General features: G+C 74.2%; 21 protein-coding genes. 8 read left to right on the forward strand and 13 right to left on the reverse strand.

Features of this window, described 5'->3' with window-relative positions; translation table 11 throughout:
* Positions 1-202: 202 nt before the first annotated feature.
* The gene (locus ACFPBZ_RS08060) at positions 203-634 is read right to left on the reverse strand and encodes a hypothetical protein (protein ID WP_378035503.1); all 432 of its coding nucleotides are present in this window, start codon (positions 632-634) and stop codon (positions 203-205) included.
* Between ACFPBZ_RS08060 and ACFPBZ_RS08065 the strand changes: the two genes are divergently transcribed.
* Positions 635-1006, forward strand: a complete 372-nt coding sequence (locus ACFPBZ_RS08065) for a nucleotide disphospho-sugar-binding domain-containing protein (protein WP_378035504.1) — start codon at positions 635-637, stop codon at positions 1004-1006.
* Positions 1007-1039: 33 nt separating this feature from the next.
* Positions 1040-2479, forward strand: a complete 1440-nt coding sequence (locus ACFPBZ_RS08070) for a GuaB1 family IMP dehydrogenase-related protein (RefSeq protein WP_378035505.1) — start codon at positions 1040-1042, stop codon at positions 2477-2479.
* 76 nt (positions 2480-2555) lie between these two features.
* Here ACFPBZ_RS08070 and ACFPBZ_RS08075 read toward each other — a convergent pair whose 3' ends face one another.
* Positions 2556-3857 carry a PhoH family protein gene (locus ACFPBZ_RS08075; RefSeq protein WP_378035578.1) on the reverse strand — a complete coding sequence of 434 codons (1302 nt, stop codon included), beginning with the start codon at positions 3855-3857 and terminating at the stop codon, positions 2556-2558.
* Between the two features lie 438 nt (positions 3858-4295).
* Positions 4296-5600, reverse strand: a complete 1305-nt coding sequence (locus tag ACFPBZ_RS08080) for a DUF885 domain-containing protein (protein ID WP_378035506.1) — start codon at positions 5598-5600, stop codon at positions 4296-4298.
* Positions 5601-5945: 345 nt separating this feature from the next.
* Here ACFPBZ_RS08080 and ACFPBZ_RS08085 point away from each other — a divergent pair, with 345 nt between their 5' ends.
* The gene (locus tag ACFPBZ_RS08085) at positions 5946-6299 is read left to right on the forward strand and encodes a hypothetical protein (RefSeq protein ID WP_378035507.1); all 354 of its coding nucleotides are present in this window, start codon (positions 5946-5948) and stop codon (positions 6297-6299) included.
* Positions 6300-6445: 146 nt separating this feature from the next.
* Here the strand turns inward: ACFPBZ_RS08085 and ACFPBZ_RS08090 are convergent, their stop codons facing one another.
* Positions 6446-7207, reverse strand: coding sequence for an isoprenyl transferase (locus ACFPBZ_RS08090; protein ID WP_378035579.1), 762 nt, complete (start codon positions 7205-7207; stop codon positions 6446-6448).
* 123 nt (positions 7208-7330) lie between these two features.
* Between ACFPBZ_RS08090 and trhA the strand changes: the two genes are divergently transcribed.
* Positions 7331-8008 carry a PAQR family membrane homeostasis protein TrhA gene (trhA, locus tag ACFPBZ_RS08095; protein WP_378035508.1) on the forward strand — a complete coding sequence of 226 codons (678 nt, stop codon included), beginning with the start codon at positions 7331-7333 and terminating at the stop codon, positions 8006-8008.
* On the opposite strand, the gene ACFPBZ_RS08100 is transcribed toward trhA, so the two are convergent.
* The 4 genes from ACFPBZ_RS08100 to mca form a co-directional block, all read right to left on the reverse strand.
* A complete protein-coding gene (locus ACFPBZ_RS08100) occupies positions 7999-8646 on the reverse strand; it encodes a hypothetical protein (RefSeq protein WP_378035580.1) in 648 nt (215 codons plus the stop codon). The two genes, trhA and ACFPBZ_RS08100, sit on opposite strands and share 10 nt — an antisense overlap.
* A gap of 149 nt (positions 8647-8795) precedes the next feature.
* Complete coding sequence (locus ACFPBZ_RS08105; protein WP_378035509.1) at positions 8796-10802, reverse strand: thioredoxin domain-containing protein; 2007 nt, start codon at positions 10800-10802, stop codon at positions 8796-8798.
* Between the two features lie 40 nt (positions 10803-10842).
* Positions 10843-11145: a hypothetical protein gene (locus tag ACFPBZ_RS08110; RefSeq protein ID WP_378035510.1), complete on the reverse strand. Its 303-nt coding sequence runs from the start codon at positions 11143-11145 to the stop codon at positions 10843-10845.
* On the reverse strand, positions 11142-12050 hold the full coding sequence (mca, locus tag ACFPBZ_RS08115; protein WP_378035581.1) for a mycothiol conjugate amidase Mca: 909 nt from the start codon (positions 12048-12050) through the stop codon (positions 11142-11144). The genes ACFPBZ_RS08110 and mca overlap by 4 nt, the downstream gene beginning before the upstream one ends.
* A 311-nt stretch (positions 12051-12361) precedes the next feature.
* On the opposite strand from mca, the gene greA reads away from it, so the two are divergent.
* Positions 12362-12856: a transcription elongation factor GreA gene (gene greA, locus ACFPBZ_RS08120; RefSeq protein WP_378035511.1), complete on the forward strand. Its 495-nt coding sequence runs from the start codon at positions 12362-12364 to the stop codon at positions 12854-12856.
* An 18-nt stretch (positions 12857-12874) separates the two neighbouring features.
* Here greA and ACFPBZ_RS08125 read toward each other — a convergent pair whose 3' ends face one another.
* The gene (locus ACFPBZ_RS08125) at positions 12875-14095 is read right to left on the reverse strand and encodes a threonine ammonia-lyase (RefSeq protein WP_378035512.1); all 1221 of its coding nucleotides are present in this window, start codon (positions 14093-14095) and stop codon (positions 12875-12877) included.
* 245 nt (positions 14096-14340) lie between these two features.
* On the opposite strand from ACFPBZ_RS08125, the gene ACFPBZ_RS08130 reads away from it, so the two are divergent.
* Positions 14341-14613 carry a hypothetical protein gene (locus tag ACFPBZ_RS08130; RefSeq protein ID WP_378035513.1) on the forward strand — a complete coding sequence of 91 codons (273 nt, stop codon included), beginning with the start codon at positions 14341-14343 and terminating at the stop codon, positions 14611-14613.
* Between the two features lie 22 nt (positions 14614-14635).
* Here ACFPBZ_RS08130 and ACFPBZ_RS08135 read toward each other — a convergent pair whose 3' ends face one another.
* Positions 14636-15781 (reverse strand): cystathionine gamma-synthase, encoded by a 1146-nt coding sequence (locus ACFPBZ_RS08135; RefSeq protein ID WP_378035582.1) that lies wholly within the window; start codon positions 15779-15781, stop codon positions 14636-14638.
* A 49-nt stretch (positions 15782-15830) separates the two neighbouring features.
* Positions 15831-17207 carry a cystathionine beta-synthase gene (locus ACFPBZ_RS08140; protein ID WP_378035514.1) on the reverse strand — a complete coding sequence of 459 codons (1377 nt, stop codon included), beginning with the start codon at positions 17205-17207 and terminating at the stop codon, positions 15831-15833.
* A 91-nt stretch (positions 17208-17298) separates the two neighbouring features.
* Between ACFPBZ_RS08140 and ACFPBZ_RS08145 the strand changes: the two genes are divergently transcribed.
* Positions 17299-18537 (forward strand): acetyl-CoA C-acetyltransferase, encoded by a 1239-nt coding sequence (locus ACFPBZ_RS08145; protein WP_378035515.1) that lies wholly within the window; start codon positions 17299-17301, stop codon positions 18535-18537.
* Positions 18538-18613: 76 nt separating this feature from the next.
* Here ACFPBZ_RS08145 and ACFPBZ_RS08150 read toward each other — a convergent pair whose 3' ends face one another.
* Entirely contained in the window at positions 18614-19414 is an 801-nt protein-coding gene (locus tag ACFPBZ_RS08150; RefSeq protein ID WP_378035516.1) for a Bax inhibitor-1/YccA family protein, read from the reverse strand.
* Positions 19415-19721: 307 nt separating this feature from the next.
* Between ACFPBZ_RS08150 and ACFPBZ_RS08155 the strand changes: the two genes are divergently transcribed.
* Positions 19722-19985: an antitoxin gene (locus tag ACFPBZ_RS08155; RefSeq protein ID WP_378035517.1), complete on the forward strand. Its 264-nt coding sequence runs from the start codon at positions 19722-19724 to the stop codon at positions 19983-19985.
* 43 nt (positions 19986-20028) lie between these two features.
* Here ACFPBZ_RS08155 and ACFPBZ_RS08160 read toward each other — a convergent pair whose 3' ends face one another.
* Positions 20029-22248, reverse strand: a complete 2220-nt coding sequence (locus tag ACFPBZ_RS08160) for a SpoIIE family protein phosphatase (RefSeq protein WP_378035518.1) — start codon at positions 22246-22248, stop codon at positions 20029-20031.
* Positions 22249-22383 lie beyond the last annotated feature (135 nt).

Consider the following 22383-nt stretch of genomic DNA (forward strand, 5'->3'; position numbering starts at 1 on the left):
GGGTATGACTTCGTCGTGAATGAGCTGGCGGGGCTTGATGCCAGCGATCGTCATCGGCGATGAACTGAGTCGGCGGCGCCGCAGTGCGATGGGCGATGGAGATCTCGGCGGGGGTGTAGCGGTGCGCTGAGGCCCAGGTCAAAGGTCCCCGTGCGCGCTGGCGAAGGACGGGTTGCTCGACGAGGAACAGGTTGATGTCGTCCTAGGTGCAAGCACGGAGGCTTCGCCCGCAAGTATCGAGCCAGTCGCACAGCGTCCGCACGGCGCGCAGCTCGCTCTTAATGTTGGCGAGCTGACCCTCGCTTGTTCCGGCGGGGGTGGAGCGGGTGCGGAGTTGGTGCAGGTGGTGCCAGGTGGCGTAGCCGCGGAGCAGCTTGCGGTCGACGTCGTCGGAGATGCTCGAGCAGAACTCGTCGGGCCAGCGCTCGAGCGCGAGATTCTCGTCGCGGGAGGCGAGGACTCCGTGGTTGACCAGGGCGGCTCGTAGGAACTGGACCGAGCCGTCGGGCAGCTGTGCGTCGAGCGCGGCGTGGGTGACCGGCTCGCCGGCGGCGGCGAGGTTGGCAACGACCCGGGCGGTGGAGGTCGACTCGAGCCAGCGGATGAGCCGGAATGGCGAGACCCTGCGCCGCACGTGCACGTCACCGACTGGGTGCCGCAGACCCTGGTGCTGCAGTCCGCCGACCTGTTCGTCACCCACGGCGGCTACAACGGCATCCGCGAGGCCGTCCGGCACGGCGTGCCGATGGTCGTCGTCCCGCAGTTCGGCGACCAGGACCACAACGCCGACCGCATCGCCGCCCTCGGCCTCGGCGCCCGCGTGCCCCCGGCCGGGACGGCCACCCCGGACGACGTCGCGACGGCCGTCGCCGCGGTCCTCGCCGACCGCACCGTCCGGACGACCGTGCGGGCCGCACACCGCGCGATGCTCGCCCTGCCCCCGATCGACGGCGACTGGCTGGACCGGCACCTCGCCACGCTGCACCGTCGACCGCTGGGCGGCTGACCCGACCGGCCGCAGCCGGTAGCCTGTGCGCACGTGCGGTTCCTCGACGGCCACGCCCCGGCCCATGACCTGACCTACGACGACGTCTTCCTCGTCCCCGAGCGCTCCGACGTCGCCTCCCGGTTCGACGTCGACCTCGCGGTCGCCGACCCGAGCGGGGCCACGATCCCGATCGTCGCGGCGAACATGACCGCGGTGTCGGGGCGGCGGATGGCCGAGACGCTGGCGCGCCGCGGCGGCATGGCGGTGATCCCGCAGGACGTCGACCCGGCCGCGGTCGCCGACATCGTCGCCGGGGTGAAGTCGCGGCACGCGGTCTGGGACACCCCCGTCGTCCTGCACCCGGGCGAGGCCGTGGCCGACGCGCTGAACCTCGTCTCGAAGCGCGCGCACGGCGCGGTGGTGGTGGTCGACGACGGCGGACGCCCGCTCGGGGTGGTCCGCGAGGCCGACTGCGCCGGGGTCGACCGGTTCACCCGCCTCGCCGACGTGCTGGTCCCCGCCGTGACGGTGCCGGTGACCACCGAGCCGCGGCAGGTGTTCGACGAGCTCTCCGCCCCCGGCGCGGGCGACCTCGCCCTGGGCGTCGACGACGACGGCCGCCTCACCGGGGTGCTGAGCCGCACCGGCGCGCTGCGCGCCGAGGTCTACTCCCCCGCGCTCGACGACGACGGCCGGCTGCGGGTCGCCGCGGCCCTCGGGGTGAACGGCGACGTCGCCACGCGGACCAAGGAGCTCACCGCGGCCGGGGTCGACGTGCTCGTCGTCGACACCGCGCACGGCCACCAGGAGAAGACGATCTCCGCGCTGCGCACCGTGCGCGAGGCGGCGCCGCAGGCGGTCCTCGTCGCGGGCAACGTCGTGACCGCCGCCGGCACCGTCGACCTCATCGAGGCGGGCGCCGACATCGTCAAGGTCGGGGTCGGCCCGGGCGCCATGTGCACCACGCGGATGGCGACCGGGGTCGGGCGCCCGCAGTTCTCCGCGGTCGCCGAGTGCGCGGCGGCCGCCCGCGAGCGCGGCGCGCACGTGTGGGCCGACGGCGGGGTGCGCCACCCCCGCGACGTCGCGCTGGCCCTGGCCGCGGGCGCGTCGGCGGTGATGGTCGGCTCGTGGTTCGCCGGCACCTACGAGTCGCCCGGCGACCTGCAGCGCGACGAGCACGGCGCGCCGTACAAGGAGTCGTTCGGCATGGCCTCCAAGCGCGCGGTGAGCGCCCGGACCCGTACCGACTCGGCGTTCGACCGCGCCCGCAAGGGCCTGTTCGAGGAGGGCATCTCCTCCTCGCGCATGCGCCTCGACCCGGCCCGCCCCGGCGTGGAGGACCTGCTCGACTCGATCTGCGCGGGCGTCCGGTCGGCGTGCACCTACACCGGCGCGTCGACCCTCGAGGAGTTCCACGCCGGCGCGGTGCTCGGCATCCAGTCCGCGTCGGGGTTCGCCGAGGGACGGCCGCTGCCGACGGGCTGGTGAACCCCGTCGGAGCGAACGGCACTTCCGCTCACCTAGAAGCAGCGGGAGTGCCGTTCGCTCCGCGGAGGTGGACCGGCTAGGGCGCCTCGCCCTCCAGCATCTCGGTGACCAGCGCCGCGATGGGCGAGCGCTCGGAGCGGGTCAGCGTCACGTGGGCGAACAGCGGGTGGCCCTTGAGCTTCTCGATGACCGCCGCGATCCCGTCGTGGCGGCCCACCCGCAGGTTGTCGCGCTGGGCGACGTCGTGGGTGAGCACCACCCGCGAGTTCGTCCCGAGCCGGGAGAGCACCGTGAGGAGCACGTTGCGCTCCAGCGACTGGGCCTCGTCGACGATGACGAACGCGTCGTGCAGCGACCGCCCGCGGATGTGGGTCAGCGGGAGCACCTCGAGCATCCCGCGCTCGATGACCTCCTCGACGACGTTGGTGGAGACCAGAGCACCGAGGGTGTCGAACACCGCCTGGGCCCAGGGCGCCATCTTCTCGTTCTCGCCGCCGGGCAGGTAGCCGAGGTCCTGCCCGCCCACGGCGTACACCGGGCGGAACACGACGATCTTGCGGTGCTGCTGGCGCTCCAGCACCGCCTCGAGCCCGGCGCAGAGCGCGACGGCCGACTTGCCGGTGCCGGCGCGGCCGCCGAGCGACACGATCCCGACCTCGGGGTCGGTCAGCAGGTCGATCGCGATCCGCTGCTCGGCGGAGCGGCCGTGTAGCCCGAAGACGTCCCGGTCGCCGCGCACGAGGCGCACCTGCTTGTCGGGCGTCACGCGCCCGAGGGCGGACGAGCCACCGCCGAGCAGCCGCAGGCCGGTGTGGCAGGGCAGCTCGCGGGCCGCCTCGACGTCGGCGACGCCCTCGGCGAACAGGTCGGTGATCTCCGACGGGTCGGCGGCCAGCTCGGCCATGCCGGTCCAGCCGGAGGTGACGACGTCCTGGGCGTGGTACTCGTCGGCGGGCAGGCCCACGGCGGCGGCCTTCACCCGCAGCGGCATGTCCTTGGTGACGAGGGTGACCGACGAGCCCTCCTTCGCGAGGTTCGCGGCGCAGGCGAGGATGCGGGAGTCGTTCTCCCCGGTCCGGAAGCCGGCCGGCAGCACCGACGGGTCGGTGTGGTTCAGCTCGATGCGCAGCGTGCCCCCCTCGGGCGTGATCGCGATCGGCTGGTCGAGACGTCCGTGCTGGATCCGCAGGTCGTCCAGCAGGCGCAGGGCCTCGCGGGCGAACCAGCCGAGCTCCGGGTGGTGGCGCTTGCCCTCCAGCTCCGTGATGACGACCAGCGGGACGACCACCTCGTGCTCGGCGAAGCGCGTGGGGGCCCACGGGTCGCTCAGCAGGACCGAGGTGTCGATGACGTACGTGGTCCCCGGAGGCGGGGACACCTGGTCCGGACGGGGGTGGACCGACGGGGGGTGCTCGACGTGCTCTGCGCTCACGGCTACTCCCTCGAGCGGTCGCGGCACCCACGACCACGGTTTCCTCGAGTGTGTCGAGGTGACCTACGTCGTGATGCGGGACCGGTGGGGCGGGCCCCCGCCGGGGGACCTGCCTCTCCGGCTCCGTGCGCGAGGACCGGGTGCCGGCCCTCCCGCCGTGCCGGCCCGGGCGACGGCACCGGGCTCCGCCGGGAGGAGGAGGGAGGCCGCGACCGGCCGTCCCGCCCGCGTCCCGACGATGCCGTGGCACCGCGATCCGTTCCGACCCGTCACGTTCTCCGGCCTCCCCGGACGGTCCGCATCCGCTACGGCCCGTCGTCGCGGACGCTACATCCGGTGGCCGGTCGTTGTCGCGCGCCGAACGTGACGACTAGGTGACGTGGGTCACGCGGTCGGTGACATCGGTGTGTCGTCGGCGTGGCGCGGGTACCGCTCACCGCTGAACGGCGCACCACATCCGCCGGTCGGAGCAGCGCCGGACCCGGCCGCCTCCCGCCGCAGCGCCGCCGGCGTCCAGGTCTCGTCGAGCAGCCGCGCGAACCGCCGGCCCACGGTCTCGCCCGGCGGGCGGGCCGCGAGCCAGGGCCGGACGACGCGGACGCCCTCGACGTAGGTGGTGGTGTGGATGCGCCAGCGCGGGTGGGCGAGGAAGCCGAGCATCCGGCGGGCCCGGGCGTCGTCGACCAGCAGCCAGCGGGTCAGGTGGTCCAGCGCCCGGTCCTCGCGGTCGGCCGCGGAGGAGGTGTGCACGAGGAGGGCCGCGTCCTGGCGCACCGCGGCCAGCGGGTCCATCGCCGCCTCGACCGCCTCCCCCAGCGCGCCCGGGGCGGTCCCGCCCCCGAGCCCGGCCGCGGCGAGGTGCGCCGTCGCCCACGGCCCCCACCCCGGCCCGACGACCGCGTCGAGGCCGAGCTCCGCCGCCCCCTCGGCCACGAGGCTCCGCGGCGTCCGGGCGAGCAGCAGGGTGCGCTCGGGCTCCACGGCGCCCTCGAGCCGCGCGGTCTCGGTGTGGTGGCCCGGGTAGGCCTCGTGCGCGACCAGCAGCGGCAGGTGGCTCCACCGGTGCCCGGCCTCGCGGGCCACCTGCATCACCGACCGGGCCCGGCCCACGCGGCGGCTGAACCCGGCCCACGGCACGTCGGCGACCACCTCGACGTCCAGCTGCTCCCCCGCGGGCAGCCCCACGGCCTCCGCCGTGGCCGCCCGCAGCGCCCCGAGCATCGTCGTGACCCCGGCGAGCAGGTCCTCGTGCGGTACGCGGTCGCGCTCCCGGAAGGCCGCCACCGCGGCCGGGAGCCGGCGGCGCGGCACCCCGAGGACGTCGGCGAGGTGGGCGTGGGCCGCGTCGTAGTCGTCCTCGTGGCCGGGGGCGACGTCGACCCCCAGGCAGCCCCGGACCTCCGCGACGAACCCGACCGGCTCGCCACCGGCCCGGGCGGCCACCACGGCGCACGCCGCGAGCTGGGCGTCGAGGTACTCGGCCCGGCGGCCCGTGGCGGGGAGGCGGCGCCGGAGCGCCTCGGCCTCGGCGCGCAGGGAGAGCGGGTCGAACCGGGGCTCGGCCGCCACCGCGCGGGCGAGGGCCGGGTCGCCGAGGTGGGCGTCGACCAGCTCGGGCACCACGTGCCCGAGCCGCAGCCCGAGGCGCACGTAGGCCCGTGCGAGCTCGTCGAGTCCGTCGTGATCCACCGCGGATCGACGTTACCCCTCGTGGCCCCCGCGGGCCCTCGGAGCGGACACCGCGTCGCTGAATACGACGAGCGGGTGTCGAGGTGGGTGACCGAGCGCGCGATGAATGCTCCCTGCGAGCACCGAGGACCCCTTTTCCGCTCCCCGTCTCACCCGGAGAAAGCACTCAAGTCGCGGAGCGAATTGCCCGCCACTCGATCGGGTTTCCGACGTGACCCCGCCCGGGGAGCTTCGTTAAGTTTCATGTCATCCGGTCACACCGTCCGTGAGATCGGAAAACACGGAAGCGGAACGGCTCGACCCCGAATCGGGCGCCGCACACACTCACTGAGGGAGATTCTCGACATGCTGCTCAAGAAGGCGGGAATGATCGTCCTGGGTACCGCGGCGGGCGTGGCGGCGCTCTCGGGTACTGCGTTCGCCGGCGAGGCCTCTGCTACTCCCTCGGGCCACGACCACGGCCACCACCACCACCACGGTGGCTGGGACCGCGACAACGACCGCGACCGTGGCGACACGAACGTCCGCTTCGGCGACGACGACTACTCCGTCGACCTCAGCGACGACGACTACAGCCCCTCGGCCCGCAGCGGCGACCAGAGCTTCGGGCGGCAGTCCGGTCTGGTGAACGTCGGCAACACGAACGTCCAGGCGCCGATCAGCGCCGTGGTCGGCCTCCTGAGCGACATCCGCGGCTGATTCTCCCCGACGGCGGGTGCCGGGTCCCGGGAGCGGACCCGCACCCGCCGTCGTGATGTCTCGTCAATTCGCACCACGAGAGACACCGGCGTATCCGTGCCCATCGGGGGATGGCACGGGTGCGCCGGTGTTTTGTCGTGTGCGCGCTATCCGCCGTAGCGGCGGTTGCGCTCGGAATAGTCGCGCAGGGCGCGCAGGAAATCGATGCGCCGGAACTGCGGCCAGAACGCCTCGGTGAAATAGAACTCCGAGTACACCGACTGCCACATGAGGAACCCGGAGAGCCGCTGCTCGCCCGAGGTGCGGATCACCAGGTCGGGGTCGGGCTGCCCCGTGGTGTAGAGGTGCTCGGCGATGTGGTCGACGTCGAGGACCTCGGCGAGCTCCTCGATCGTCGTGCCCGCCTCCGCGTGCTGCAGCAGCAGCTTGCGCACGGCGTCGGCGATCTCCTGCCGGCCGCCGTAGCCCACGGCGGCGTTGACCTGCAGGCCCGTGCGCCCCTCGGTCGACTGGGCCGCGGCCGCGAGCCGGGCCGCGGTGGCCGCCGGCACCAGGTCGGGGGCCCCGACGATGCGCAGGCGCCAGTCGCGGTCGGGGGCGGCGAGCCCCTCGACGGCGGTGGCGATGATCTCGAGGAGGGCGTCGAGCTCCTCGGCCGGCCGGGAGACGTTGTCGGTGGAGAGCAGGAACAGCGTCACCACCTCGACCCCGGCCTCGTCGGCCCAGTCGAGCATGTCGACGATCTTGCGGGCGCCCACCCGGTGCCCGTCGCTCGGATCGGTCAGGCCCACCTCGCGGGCCCACCGCCGGTTGCCGTCGAGGATGACGCCGATGTGCCGCGGCGGGTGGCTGGCCGCGACCCGGCGACGCAGCCGTCGCTCGTAGAGCGAGTAGGCCACCTCACGGATGTTGTCGCGGGCGCTCACGGGCGGCCAGGCTACGCCGCCGCGGGTGCGTTCCGTCCCCCTCGTCACCCGGAGGTCGGTGAACGTTCGCCGGAGTCCCCGGTCCGCTGGCCTACCCTGGCGTCCGTGAGCGTCGCCGAGTCTTCTCCCGCCGAGCAGACCCCGGTCAAGCCCCGCCTGCGCGGGTGGCTGCATCTGTGGTCCTTCGCGGTCGGCATCGCCGCGGGGGCGACCCTCGTCGCGCTCGCCGGCGCCACCGTGTCGGGCGAGGCCGCCGCGGCGGTCGCCGTGTACTCCGCGACGGTGCTGGGCCTGTTCGGCGTCAGCGCGCTCTACCACCGCCGGACCTGGGTCTCGGTCCGCGCGCGCACCGTGATGAAGCGCCTCGACCACGCGATGATCTTCATCTTCATCGCGGGGACCTACACCCCGTTCGCGGTGCTCGCGATGCCCGAGACCACGGGGCTCGTCGTGCTGGCCGTGGTCTGGGGCGGCGCCCTGGCCGGCGCGGCCCTCAAGCTGGCCAAGCCGAACACCCCGCGGTGGGTCGGCGTCCCGATCTACCTCGCCCTGGGGTGGGTCGCGGTGTTCGTGCTGCCCGACCTGCTCCACCGCGGTGGTGTGGCGGCCCTGGTCCTGCTGATCGTCGGCGGTGCGTTCTACACCGTCGGCGCCGTGGGCTTCGCCCTCCGCCGCCCGGTCGGATGGCCGGCGACGTTCGGCTACCACGAGTTCTTCCACGCGGCGACCGTCGTCGCCGCGATCTGCCACTACATCGCGATCTGGCTCGTGCTCTACGCCTGATCGTCCCCGGCGGCCGCGTCGGGGGCGCCCTCGGTCTCCGGCGGGTCCAGGCGCGGACCCTTGGTGCGGAGCTCGTCGACGGTGCTCATGGCCTCGCGCAGCTCCGCGAGCCACGGCTCGGTGTGCTCCCCGACCAGCGCGACCGCCCAGGCCAGCGCCTCGGAGCGGGACCGGGCGACCCCCGCGTCGACCAGGGTGTCGAGCACCCGGCGCTCGGGCTGGCGCAGCCGCGTCATCACCGGCACCGATAGGGTGGTGAAGAGCTCCTCGACCCCGCCCTCGTCGTCGCCGATCCGCGCGCCCCAGGCGACCTTGCGGCCGTAGCGGTGCTCGGCCTGCCGCGCGATCTCCATCCGGTCCTCGCGGGTCTCCTCGCGGAAACGGCTGATGCGTCCGGTGGCGCTCGCGGCCCGGGCCGCGTCGTCCCCGCCGGCCTCGGGCGCCGCCAGGCGGCCGACGATCAGGATCTCCTCGCGGTCGACCGTGACCTCCGGGGCCTCGACGAACCATCCGTCGGGCAGCCGGCCGGTCAGCCAGGCCGTCAGGTCGTCCGTCGCGGGCAGGTCGCCCGCCGGACGGCCGCCGCGGCCCACTCGTCCGCCGCCTCCGGGGCGTCCCCGGTGTCCTCGTCCCACCATCATGTTCGGCTCCTCCGTCGTGCGATGCAGCAATTACAGCATTACACGTGCGCAGTGGTCGAGCCTGTTCGCCGACGGTGGACGGCCGCGAGGATGGACGGATCCGGACGCTGGACGTCAGCGGAGTGCCATCGCTGACACGGAGTCGGTCAGCCCCGGCGGAGGGCGGCGACCAGCTCGTCGGGCGTCGTGGACGGGCGGTCGCAGACGAAGCCCCGGCACACGTAGGCCGCGGGCCGGCCGGACACGAGCGGGCGGTCGGCGAGCAGCGGCACGCCCTCGGCGTCCGGGGCGCCCGCGACCACCACGCTGCCGCCGGGGGCCGCCCGCCGGGCCGAGGCCACGAGCTCGTCGGCGTCCTCCCCCACCACCGCCACCTGCAGCGGCCCGGCGAGGGCCGCCTCGGCCGCCGTCGCCCACCCGCCGCCGAAGCGGGCGTGCCGGGCGAGCAGGGTCCCGGCCGTGGTGAGCGCTGCCTCGGCCACCCGGCGGTACCGCGACGAGCGCTCCGGGGCGACGAGCACCGACGCCGTGAGCAGGGCGGACGTCAGGACCGACGACCCGCACGGGGTGGCGCCGTCGGTGATCTCCCGGGGGCGGCTGACGAGCACCTCGGCGTCGTCGGCGGTGTCGAAGAACGCGCCCGCGGTGTCGGGGTCGGCGAAGTGGTCGAGCGCGAGGTCGAGCAGCCGGCAGCCCTCGTCGAGCCAGCGCCCCTCGCCGGTGGCCTGGTGCAGGGCGAGCATCGCCTCGGCGAGCGCCGCGTGGTCCTCGAGCACCCCGGGCGCGTCGCCCACCGCACCGTCGCGCGAGGTCCGCCGCAGCCGGCCGCCGACCACGTGCACCCTGAGCACCAGACCCGCCGCCCGGCGGGCGGCGGCGAGCCAGTCGGGGCGGCCGAGCGCACCGGCGGCCTCGACGAGCGCCGTGATCGCGAGGCCGTTCCAGGCGGCCACGACCTTGTCGTCCCGGGCGGGCTGGGGACGCTCGGCCCGGGCGAGGAGCAGGGCCCGGCGGACGGCCTGCCAGCGGCCGGTGTCGTCGGGGTCCTCCGGCATCTGCAGCGTGGAGCGGCCCTCGTCGAACGTGCCCTGCGCGGTGACCCCGAGCAGCGCCGCCGCCCAGGCGCCGTCGTCGGGCCCCAGGACCTCGGTGAGCTCGGCGGGCGACCACACGTAGGTCGAGCCCTCCTCGCCCGCGGCGTCGGCGTCGAGGGCGGAGGCGAACCCGCCCTCGGTGGTGCGCAGGTCGCGCAGGAGGAACGCGGCCGTCAGCTCCGTCGCCCGCCACGCGAGGCCCGGGCCGGCCAGCCGAGCCTCGTGGGCGTAGCTGCGCAGCAGGAGCGCGTTGTCGTAGAGCATCTTCTCGAAGTGCGGCACCACCCAGCGGGCGTCGACCGAGTACCGCGCGAACCCGCCGGCGAGCTGGTCGAACAGCCCGCCGCGGGCCATCCGCTCGTGGGTGGCCGTGACCATCCGCCAGGCCGCGGGGCTGCCGGTGCGCTCGTGGTGGCGCAGCAGGAACTCGACGACCGTCGACGGCGGGAACTTCGGTGCGCCCCCGAAGCCGGCGTTCACCACGTCGAACGCCGACTCCAGGGAGGCCACGGCCTCCGCGAGCACGCCGGCGTCGACGGGCGCGGGCGGCAGCGAGGGGGCCACCCCCGCGAGGCGCTCGGCGATCCGCCCGGCCGCGGTGCGCACGGCGTCGCCGTCGGTCTCCCAGGCCTTCACCACCGCCGCGACGAGCTGGGTGAACGACGGCATCCCGCCCTGCGGCTCCGCCGGGTAGTAGGTGCCGCAGTGGAAGGGCTCGCCGCCCGGGGTGAGGAAGCAGGTCATGGGCCAGCCGCCCTGGCCGGTCATGGCCTGGGTGGCCTCCATGTAGACCGCGTCGACGTCGGGCCGCTCCTCGCGGTCGACCTTCACCGACACGAAGTGCTCGTTGACGAAGGCCGCGACGGCCGGGTCGGAGAAGGACTCGTGCGCCATGACGTGGCACCAGTGGCAGGCCGAGTAGCCGACCGAGAGCAGCACCGGGACCCCGCGCTCGCGGGCCTCCGCGAACGCGGCGGGCTCCCACGGCCGCCAGTCGATCGGGTTGTCGGCGTGCTGGCGCAGGTACGGGCTGGTCGAGTCGGCGAGCCGGTTGGCCATGGCGCCGATGGTCCCACGCCCCCGACCGGCCCGGAGGGCGTCAGCCCTCGGGGCCGGACCGTCCTCCCGGGGAGGTGGGGGTGTCGGCCGGGCCGGGCGAGGGGTCGTGCGGCCCGGCCTCGTCCGGCCCCTCGGGCTCGGCCGGCGGGTCGAACGACGCGGGGACGTTGCGGAGCCGCTTGGTCATCGACCGGATGAGCAGCGCCGTGGCGAGGCCGAGCAGCAGGACCACGACCAGGGCGATCGGCGAGGTCTTGCCGAACTCCTCGCCGCGGTCGGCCCCCGGGGCCGGAGGTGCCTGGCCGAGCAGGATGACGAGCCCCGCCGGCAGCGCCGTGATCACGAGGTGAGCACCCGCTCGCGGACGCCGGCGAACAGATCGCCGTCGGTGAGCGACTCGGTCTCGTCCTTCTCCCCCACCAGCGACCGCGCGAGCTCGTACTCCTCGGTGGGCCACACCTGCTGCTGCATCTCGATCGGCATCGAGAACCAGCGGCCGTTGGGGTCGATCTGGGTGGCGTGCGCGAGCAGCGCCTGGTCGCGCTGCCCGAAGTACTCGCCGCAGCGCACCCGGGTGGTGACGCGGACGCCCGGGTCGGGGCGGTCGTCCTTCCAGTTCTCCAGCCACTCCGCCCACGGCGACTCCATGCCGGCCGCGATGAGCGCCTCGTGGAAGGCGACGATGCGGGCCTTGGAGAAGCCGTGCGAGTAGTAGAGCTTGAGCGGCTGCCAGGGCTCGCCGGCCTCGGGGAAGCGGTCGGGATCCCCGCACGCCTCCCACGCGGCGATCGACACCTCGTGGCAGCGGATGTGATCGGGGTGCGGGTAGCCGCCGTTCTCGTCGTAGGTCACCACGACGTGAGGGCGGAACTCGCGCATCACCCGTACGAGGGCCTCCGTGGGCACCTCGAGGGGCTCGAGCGCGAAGCAGCCCGGCGGCAGCGGCGGCTTCGGGTCGCCCTCGGGCAGCCCGGAGTCGACGAAGCCGAGCCACCGGTGCTCGACACCCAGGATCTCGGCGGCGCGGCGCATCTCCTCGCGGCGCACCCCCACCATGTCGGCCAGCACCTCGGGCCGGTCCATGGCCGGGTTCAGGATGCTCCCGGCCTCCCCCCCGGTACAGGTGACGACCATGACCTCGGCGCCCTCGGCGACGTAGCGCGCGCACGTGGCGGCGCCCTTGCTCGACTCGTCGTCGGGGTGCGCGTGCACCGTCATGAGACGCAGCTGATCTCCCACGTCCACCATCATCCCCCGACCCCCCGACAGCCTGCCCGCGGACTCCCGCCCGGAGGCCCGCGCAGGGCCGGACGGGGGACGTCGTCGCAGGTGGGGAAGGCCCTGTGACTTTCCCCGGAGATCCGGGAACCTCTCGCGGGAGAAGTTCGTACGGGTCGTGCGGGGCCCCGACCGTGTTAGTGTCGCCCGACACGGCCCGCATGCCCGGGGCGTGTTTTTCCGTCTGTGGACGCCTGCGGCCCCGGTTCACGCCGGGGCCGTCGACGTGCAGGCCGCCGACCCGCGACGGGCGGGCCCGGACCTCCGAGGAGTTGATCGCCGTGACCGAGACGCAGACCCAGGTGACGTGGCTGACGCAGGACGCCCACGACCGCCTGAAGGCCGAGCTCGACGATCTGGTGGGGCAGCGGCCCGCGATCGCGCAGAAGATCAACGCCGCCCGCGAGGAGGGCGACCTCAAGGAGAACGGCGGCTACCACGCCGCCCGCGAGGAGCAGGGCGTCATGGAGGCGCGGATCCGCCACCTCCAGGAGCTGCTGCACACCGCGAAGGTGGGCGAGACGCCCACCGAGTCGGGCATCGCCGCCCCCGGCACCGTGCTCACGGTGCGGTTCGAGGGCGACGACGACACGGAGACCTTCCTGCTCGGCTCCCGCGAGGAGGGCTCGTCGGGGACCATCGAGGTCTACTCGCCGAACTCCCCGCTGGGCTCCGCGCTGATGGGCTCGAAGGTCGGCGACACCGTGAGCTACGACCTGCCCGACGGCGGGTCGATGGAGGTCACGCTGGTGTCGGCGGAGCCGTACTCCCCCTGACCGGCTCCGGCCGACGAGTCACACCGCCCCCTCCGCGACGGCGTAGCCCGCGTCGCGGAGGGCGGCGAGCATGGCCTCGCGGTGGTCGTTGCCGCGCGCCTCGAGCGTGAGGGCCACCTCCACCGCCCCGATCCCGAGCGGGCCGAGGTCGCCCGACGCGCCGATCCGGCGGTGCTCGACGTCCACGACGTTGCCGCCGAGCCGCCCCAGGTGCGCGAGCAGGTCGGCGAGGTAGCCCGGCCGGTCGGGCATGCGCACCCGCAGCCCCGCGTAGCGCCCGGCGGCGCTCATGCCCCGGCGCACGATCTCGGCGAGCATCAGCGGGTCGACGTTGCCGCCCGAGACCACCCCGACGAGCGGCGTCTCCCACCGGCCCGGGTACTCGGCGATCGCCGCGGCGGCGGCCGCCCCCGCAGGCTCGACGAGCAGCTTGCCGCGCTCCAGGCACTGCAGCACGGCCCGGCTCAGGGCCTCCTCGCTGACCGTGACGACCTCGTCGACCTGCGCGCTGACCTGCGCGAAGGTGAGCTCGGCGGGCCGCGGCACCGCGATCCCGTCGGCGATCGTCGCCCCGGCCACCGCCACCGGGTGCCCCGCGGCCAGCGACACCGGCCAGGCGGCCAGGCCCTCCGCCTGCGCCCCCACCACGTGGACGCCGGTGCCCTCCAGCGCCGCCGCGATCCCGGCGACCAGCCCGCCGCCGCCGGTGCAGACGACGACCGTCCGCACGTCGGGCACCTGCTCGAGGATCTCCAGGCCCACGGTGCCCTGGCCCGCGATGATGTCGGGGTGGTCGAAGGGGTGGATGAGCACCGCCCCCGTGCGGTCGGCGAACGCCTGCGCCTCGGTCAGCGTGGCGTCGAAGGTGTCGACGAGCTCGACGTGGGCGCCGTAGCCCCGGGTCGCCGCCAGCTTGGGCAGGGGCGCCCCGGCGGGCATGAACACGGTCGCCCGGGCCCCGAGCAGCCCGGCGGCGAGCGCGACGCCCTGCGCGTGGTTGCCGGCGCTGGCCGCGACGACCCCCCGGGCCCGCTCGTCGTCGGTGAGGCGCTGGATGCGCCGGTAGGCACCCCGGATCTTGAAGCTGCCGGTGCGCTGGAGGTTCTCGCACTTGAGGTGCACCGGTCCCCCCGCCGGCTCCGCGAGCACCCGGGACGGCTCCACCGGGGTCCGGCGCACCACCCCGTGCTGCTCGCCGCGGGCGGCCTCGACGTCGGCGCGGGTCACGAGGGTGCTCACGTCCCCGATCGTCCCGCAGGAACGCGCAGCGCAGCGGAGCCGGACCGTCGATACGCCCGCCCGCGGCCGAGTTCCCGGCACGGAGGTGACGTCGGCGACCGGTTCGGGTCCTCGGCGGGCGGGCAACCGATCGTCGACCGGGGACGTCCCACGGTCCGGTCGCCGCGCCGTCGCGGACGCCGGGCGGACCGACCGAACCGATCGCGGCCCGGCCACGGACGTGGTCGGTAGCCTGTGGGAAGAGCGTGAGCCCGACGCTCCGGGGGGAGAACCTGATGCAGACCAGCCGCCGCCTCGCGCGTCTCGGGTTCGTCGCCCCGCTCGTCGTGGCCGCCGCTCTCACCGGTGCCGCCGTGTTCACGGTCTCCGAGGCCGGCTGCGACGATCCCGGCCGCCTCGTGCCCACGCAGCACGGCCCCGTCCTCGTCGGGGGCTGCAGCCTGCCCGGCCTCGTGACGCCGGGCCACACCGCGCCGCACGGCACCGCCGACGACGAGGCCGCCGCCCGACGGGGGTAGGAGTCCCGCCGGGCTTCGCGTCCTACAGCGTCGCGAGGGCCTGGAGCAGGTCCTCGACGAGGTCGTCGCCGTCCTCGATGCCCACGGAGAGCCGGACGAGGTCGGCCGAGACCTCCAGCGGCGAGCCGACGGTCGACGCGTGCGTCATCGCCCCCGGGTGCTCGATGAGGGACTCCACGCCGCCGAGCGACTCCGCGAGGATGAACACCTTCGTCGCGGCGCACAGGGCGCGCGCGGCCTCCTCGCCCCCGGCGAGGCGCACCGACACCATCCCGCCGAAGCGGCGCATCTGCTTCGCGGCGACCTCGTGGTTCGCGTGGGCGGGGAGCCCGGGGTAGAGCACGGAGCTCACCGCGCTGTGCGACTCCAGCGCCTCGACGACCCGCTCGGCGTTGTCGCAGTGGCGCTCCATGCGCACCGCGAGGGTCTTGATCCCGCGGCTCGTCAGGAAGCAGTCGAACGGCGAGGGCACGGCGCCCATGCCGTTCTGCAGGCGGGCGAGGTCGGCGGCGAGCTCCTCGTCCGAGGTGACCACGGCGCCCCCGACCACGTCGGAGTGCCCGCCGAGGTACTTCGTCGTCGAGTGGACGACGACGGAGGCACCCAGCGACAGCGGCTGCTGCAGGTAGGGCGACGCGAAGGTGTTGTCGACCGCGAGGCGCACGCCGGCCTCGTCGGCGATCGACGCGAGCGCCGACACGTCGGCGATGGAGAGCAGCGGGTTGGTCGGCGTCTCGCACCACAGGAGCTTCGTCTCGGGCAGGATCGCGGCCCGGACGGCGTCGAGGTCGGAGAGGTCGACGGCGCTGAAGCGCACGCCCCAGTCGGCCAGCACCGTCGAGACCAGCCGGAACGTGCCGCCGTAGGCGTCGATGGGGATGACGACGTGGTCGTCCGGGCGCAGCAGCGCGCGGAACAGCGTGTCCTCGGCGGCCATGCCCGAGGCGAACGCCCGGCAGAAGCGCGCGCCCTCGAGCGCGGCCAGCTGGGCCTCGAGCGCGGTGCGCGTGGGGTTGCCGGTGCGGGCGTACTCGTAGCCCGATCGCAGGTTGCCGACCCCGTCCTGCGCGAACGTCGAGGTCGCGTGGACGGGGACGACGACCGACCCCGTGAGGGGGTCGGGCTCCTGCCCGGAGTGGATGGCGCGGGTGGCGAAACCAGTCACGATTCTGAAGTCTCCTCTATACCGATGGTCGAGCTCCGCTCCGCTGCGTCTCCTACCGTCCGGCGAGGAACGCGAGCACGTCGGCCCGGCTGACGATGCCGGCGGGGCGTCCGTCGGAGATGACGAGCAGGCCGTCGCCGCCCTGCAGCTTCTCCATCGCCTCGGACAGCGGTTCGGTGATGCCGACCGAGGGCAGCGCGGGCGCCACGTGGTCGGCGACCTTGTCGGTGAGCTGGGCCTTGCCGGTGAACAGCCGGTCGAGCAGGTCGCGCTCGGTCACGGCGCCGCGCACCTCGGCCATCATCACCGGCGGCTCGGCCTTGACGATCGGCATCTGCGAGACGCCGAACTCCCGCATGATCCCGACGATGTCGGAGACCGTCTCGTTGGGGTGGCCGTGCACGAGGTCGGGGATCGACCCGTCCTTGCCGCGCAGGACGTCGCCGACGGTGTACTCGGAGGTGTCGGCCTGCAGGAACCCGTAGGACTGCATCCACTGGTCGTTGAAGACCGTCGAGAGGTACCCGCGGCCACCGTCGGGCAGCAGGACGACCACGACGTCGTCGGGACCGAGCTCCGCCGCGATCCTCGCGGCCGCGACCGTCGCCATCCCGCACGACCCCCCGACGAGCAGGGCCTCCTCCCGGCCCAGGCGGCGGGTCATGTGGAAGGAGTCGCCGTCGGAGACCGCGACGATGCGGTCGGCGATCTCGCGGTCGTAGGTGGTGGGCCAGAAGTCCTCGCCGACGCCCTCGACGAGGTAGGGGCGCCCGTCGCCGCCGGAGTAGACCGAGCCGAGGGGGTCGGCGCCGATGATCTGCACCCGCCCGTCGGAGACCTCCTTGAGGTACTTCCCGGTGCCCGAGATGGTGCCGCCGGTGCCGACGCCCGCGACGAAGTGCGTGATCCGCCCCTCGGTCTGCTCCCAGATCTCCGGGCCGGTGGACGCCACGTGCGACGCCGGGTTGGCCGGGTTCGCGTACTGGTTGGGCTTCCAGCCGCCCTCGGTCTCGCGGGCCAGCCGGTCGGACACCATGTAGTACGACTCGGGGTCGTCCGGCTCCACGGCCGCGGGACACACGACGACCTCGGCCCCGTAGGCCCGCAGCGCGTCGCGCTTGGCGGGCGAGACCTTGTCGGTGCACACGAAGATGCAGTGGTACCCGCGCTGCTGGGCGACGATGGCGAGCCCGATCCCGGTGTTGCCCGAGGTCGGCTCGACGATGGTCCCGCCCGGCTTCAGCTCGCCCGAGGCCTCGGCGGCGTCGATCATCCGCTCGGCGATGCGGTCCTTCACGCTGCCGCCGGGGTTGAAGTACTCCACCTTGGCGAGGACGAGGGGCGCGTCCGGCCCCGTCGGCACGACCTTGTTGAGCTTCACCAGGGGGGTGTGGCCGACGAGGTCGGCGACATGTTCGGCGTACTGCATGCGTCCATCCTGCCCGGAGCGGTCGGCCAGGACGCGGCTGTCGTGCGAATCACCGCCGACCGGGACCCCACCACCCGCCTATCGTGCCCTCATGGCCACTCCCGACGCCGTGATCGTGTCCGCCGTCCGCTCCCCCATCGGCCGCGCCCGCAAGGGGACGCTCGCCGGGATGCGTCCCGACGACCTCGCCACCCAGATGGTCCGCGCCGCCCTCGACGCCGTGCCGTCGCTGCCGCCCGCCGAGGTCGAGGACCTCATGCTCGGCTGCGGCCTGCCCGGCGGCGAGCAGGGCTACAACATGGGCCGCATCGTCGCGGTCCAGCTCGGCCTCGACACCGTGCCCGGCACGACGATCACCCGCTACTGCTCGTCGTCGCTGCAGACGGTGCGGATGGCCGCCCACGCGATCCGCGCCGGCGAGGGTGACGTGTTCGTCGCCGCCGGGGTCGAGACCGTGTCGCGGTTCGACAAGGGCAGCTCCGACGGGCTGCCGGGCACCCAGAACCCGCTGTTCGACGAGGCCCAGGCCCGCACCGCCGAGGTCGCGGCGGCCGGCGCCGACGAGTGGCACGACCCGCGCGCCGACGGCCTGCTCCCCGACGCCTACATCTCCATGGGCCAGACCGCCGAGAACGTGGCGCTCGCCGAGGGCGTCTCCCGCGAGGCCATGGACCGGTTCGCGGTCCGCTCGCAGAACCTCGCCGAGCAGTCGCAGCGCGACGGCTTCTGGGCCCGCGAGATCACTCCGGTGACGCTCCCCGACGGCTCGGTGATGTCCGCCGACGACTCCCCGCGCGCCGGCACCACCTACGAGGCGATCGCCGACCTCAAGCCGGTGTTCCGGCCCGACGGGCGCATCACGGCCGGCAACGCCTGCCCGCTCAACGACGGCGCGGCGGCCCTCGTCGTGATGTCCTCCACGCGGGCGGCCGACCTCGGGATCACGCCGCTCGCCCGGATCGTCTCCACGGGGGTCACCGGGCTCTCGCCCGAGATCATGGGGCTCGGCCCGATCGGGGCGTCGGAGCAGGCGCTGCGCCGCGCCGGGCTGGGCATCGACGACGTCGACCTCGTCGAGATCAACGAGGCGTTCGCGGCGCAGGTGATCCCGTCGGCGCACGGGATCGGGATGTCGGACTCGGCGATGGAGGCCAAGCTCAACGTGCACGGCGGGTCGATCGCCGTCGGCCACCCGTTCGGCATGACCGGCGCGCGCATCGCGACGACGCTGCTCAACGGGCTGCGGGCCACCGACGGCACCATCGGGCTCGAGACGATGTGCGTCGGCGGCGGGCAGGGCATGGCGATGGTGCTCGAGCGCCTCTCCTGACCCCGGACTGCCCCCGGACAGCACGAGGGGCCGCCCCGGATCGCTCCGGGACGGCCCCTCGTCGTGCAGCTCGGACCTAGTCGCCGCGGAAGTAGCTCAGCAGGCGCAGGATCTCGATGTAGAGCCAGACCAGCGTCGTCATGAACCCGAAGGCCAGGTACCAGGCGAACTTCGCCGGGACGCCCGCCTTGACGGCCTGGTCGGCCTGGTCGAAGTCGAGCAGCAGCATGAACGCGCCGATCGCGATGCAGGCCAGCGAGAAGATGATCGCCAGCGGGCTGCCGTCGCGCAGGCCGATGCCGCCGGTGGTGAAGAAGCCGACGACGAGGTTGACCAGCATCAGGATGACGACGCCGATGGCGGCGCCGATGACCATCTTGGTGAGGCGCGGCGTGACCCGGATGGCCCCGGTCTTGTAGACCACGAGCATGCCGATGAAGACGCCGACCACGCCGACGATGGCCTGGAAGCCGATGCCCGCGTAGCTGGAGCTCGACGACTCGAGCAGCCCGGTGATGGCACCGAGCGCCATGCCCTGCGCCACCGAGTAGGTGAGCACGAGCGCCGGGTTGGAGCTCTGCTTGAAGATGATGATCAGCGAGACCACGAGGCCGACGATGAAGCCGGGGATCCCGAGCCAGTACATGCCGCTGATCGCGGTGAGCACGCCGGCGCCGATGGTGACGACGGCGTTGAGCGCGGTCTTCTGGACGACGTCGTCGACGGTGAGCGGCCGGTCGGAAGCACCCGCGACCGGGCCCTGACCGGGGCCGGCGCCGAAGCCGCCACCCAGGCCGGCCGGTGCGTCGCCGAACCGCGCGTACCCACCGGGTGACGTCGGCAGGTTGCGGAACGCCGGGTTGCTGCTGGTGCGCACTCGTCCTCCTCCACGTGCGGGAGGCGGCCGCCCTGCCGTGGGCCCGACCGCAGGTGGTTCCCCTGCGGCGGTCGACCGCTCTCCATCTGGTCCAACGCGCGACCCCGGCTCCCGGTTCCCGGGCGGGTAAAAGAATTTTTGCCGAGGACCGGACGATCCGGGCACCGGGTCGCTGCACTGCGTGACCTACTCAAGCGTACGGGCGAATCGGTGTCCCTCGTCGGGCCCGTCGGTGCATGGAACCCCGGGGGCCGGGTCACTCTGCCCCTGTCCGGAGTGCGTCCCCGATCGGTACGGGAGGTTCGTCGTGGCAGGACTCGGCGACATGGTGAACAAGGCCAAGGAGTGGGCGGGGCAGAACCCCGAGAAGGCCGACGGATTCGTCGAGAAGGGCGAGGCCGCGGTCAACAGCCGGTTCGCCGGCCACGAGTCGCAGGTGGACCAGTTCGGCAACAAGGCCAAGGACTACCTGCACGGGCCCCAGGGCGAGCAGGCCCCGCCGCCGCCCGGTGAGGCCCCGCCCCCGCCGCCCGCCGGCGAGCAGGCCCCGCCGCCCCCGCCGCAGCAGTGATCCACGGCCGGCGCCCCACCCGGGGCGTCGGCCGTTCTGCTGTCTAGCCCAGGCGGATCGCGAGCAGCACCGCGTCGTCGCGCAGCCCGTCCGCCCCGAGCACCTCGAGGATGCGGTCGCAGATGGCGCCCACGTCCTCGACGTCGGTCTGCTCGGCCAGCGTGCGGACGAGCAGGTCGGTGCGCTCGTCGGGGTCCATGTTCGGGCCCTCGATCAGGCCGTCGGTGTGCAGCACCAGCAGGTCTCCCGGCAGGCAGTGCACCTCCGTGCAGTCGCGCTCCACCTCGCGGGTGGCCCCGATCAGCGGCGACAGGTTGCCGGTGAGCAGCTCGACCGTGCCGTCGCCGCGGCGCAGCAGGGGCGGCGGGTGCCCCGCGTTGCAGTAGCCGAGCAGCCAGCCGTTGCGGTCGTCGTCGCGCACCAGGCGCCCGAAGATCGCGGTGGCCATCGCGGCCATCCCGAGCCCCTGGACGAGGTCGTTGCAGCGGTCGATCACGGTGTCGGGGCCGAGGCCCTCCCAGGCGTAGGAGCGCAGCACCCCGCGCAGCTCCCCCATCGCCGCCGCCGCCCGCAGGTCGTGGCCGACGACGTCGCCGACCGCGACCCCGACGGCGCCGTCGGGCAGGGGCAGCAGGTCGTACCAGTCGCCGCCGACCTGGGCCCCGTCGGTCGCCGCGAGGTAGCGCGAGGCGACGGTCAGCCCGGGTACGTCGGGGACGGCGGGCAGGAGGCTGCGCTGCAGCGTCTCCGCCGCCCCGTGCTCGCGGGCGTAGAGCCGGGCGTTGTCCACGGCCAGGCCGGCGCGGGCCGCGAGGTCGCTCGCCAGGTACAGGTCGCGCTGGGAGTAGCGCCGGCCGTAGGGCAGTTCGGTGCCCAGGGTGAGCGCACCGAGCACCTGCCCGCGGGCGCGCAGCGGCACGACGATGGCCGAGCGCGGCCGGAGCTGCTCGTAGCGGGCGAGCAGGTCGGAGTCGCCGCGCAGACCCTCCGGGCGCACCGGCAGCTCGGGCAGCAGCGAGGGGTTCCCGCCGCCGAGCACGCGGTCGACGGGGTCGCCGTCCTCGGTGGGCGTGATCCAGCGGCCGAGGGCGGCGACGGTGTCGGTCTTGGAGTCGTCGCGGTGGTTCACGGCCACCCGGGTCGACGACGCCGGGTCGCCGACCTCGTCGAGGAGGTCGACGCAGCAGTAGTCGGCGAGGGCCGGCACGACGATGCGGGCGAGGGCCCGCGCGGCGCCGCCCGAGTCGAGCGACGCCGTCATCGCGGCCGTGGAGTCGGTGAGCAGCCGCAGCTGCTCGCGGGTCTCCTCGGCGGCGGCGAGCGCGGCCCGGCGCTCGTTCTCCACCATGACCCGCTCGGTGACGTCGGCCTGGACCCCGACGAAGTTGACGACGCGGCCGCCGCCGTCGAACACCGGGGAGATCGACACCTGGTTCCAGAAGGCGGTGCCGTCGCGGCGGTAGTTGAGCAGCACCTCGGTGATCGGGCGCTCGTCGGCCAGCGCGCTGCGGATGCGCGAGATCGACGTCGGGTCGGTGTTCGGGCCCTGCAGGAAGCGGCAGTTGCGGCCGAGGACCTCGTCGAGGTCGTACCCCGTGAGGCGGGTGAAGGCCGGGTTGACCCACACCAGCGGGTTCTGGCCGCGCGCCGGGTCGGAGATCGTGAACGAGAGCTCGGTGGCGACGACCGCGCGGTCGCGCATCATCTCGAGGTGGCGCTGGGCGCCGGCCCCGGAGAGCTGCAGGAACACGACGAGGGCGAGCCGGTCGGGCGCGGGGTGGTCGTCGTCGACGAGGTCGCCGCCGATGACGTCGGTGGCCTCGGAGAGCGGGAACCCGGTGACCCAGAGCAGGCGGCCCTCGGCCTCCTCGCGCTCCTCGAGCGTGGCCTCCGACCCCTTGCGGGCGGCGTCGGACACGGCCACCGGCTCGCCGGAGACGGGCATGCCCTGGGCGACGCGCGAGAGCGGCGACGCCGTGTCGCGCATCGGCCGCCCGGAGAGGTCGGTGAGGCCCGCGGCCTCGCTCCACGCGTCGACGTCGAGCGGGAGCGTCGCCCGGCCCCCGGTGAGCTCCTGGGCCGAGCCGTTCGCGTAGGTCACGGTGCCGGCGTCGAGGTCGATCAGCGCCACCGCGGCGGGCGCGGTGTGCAGGACCTGAGGGAGGTCGGACCCGGCCGACTGCACCGTGACCGTGTCGCGGACCCGCGCGGCCTCCTCGGCCATCGGGGCGTCGTCGTAGCCCGTCTCCGCCCCTGCCCCCACCGCATCCACTCCTTCGATCCCGTGCGCGGTCGGGACCGTCCCGTGTCGCGTCGGCTGCCCGTGGTCGACGGCAGCCGGGCCGGTGGCGTGCACCGCACTGTCGCCGTTCGCCCTCCCGGTCATCGGGAGCAGCCT

It is taken from the genome of Actinomycetospora atypica, from assembly GCF_042653685.1.
Taxonomy (GTDB): Bacteria; Actinomycetota; Actinomycetes; order Mycobacteriales; family Pseudonocardiaceae; genus Actinomycetospora; species Actinomycetospora atypica.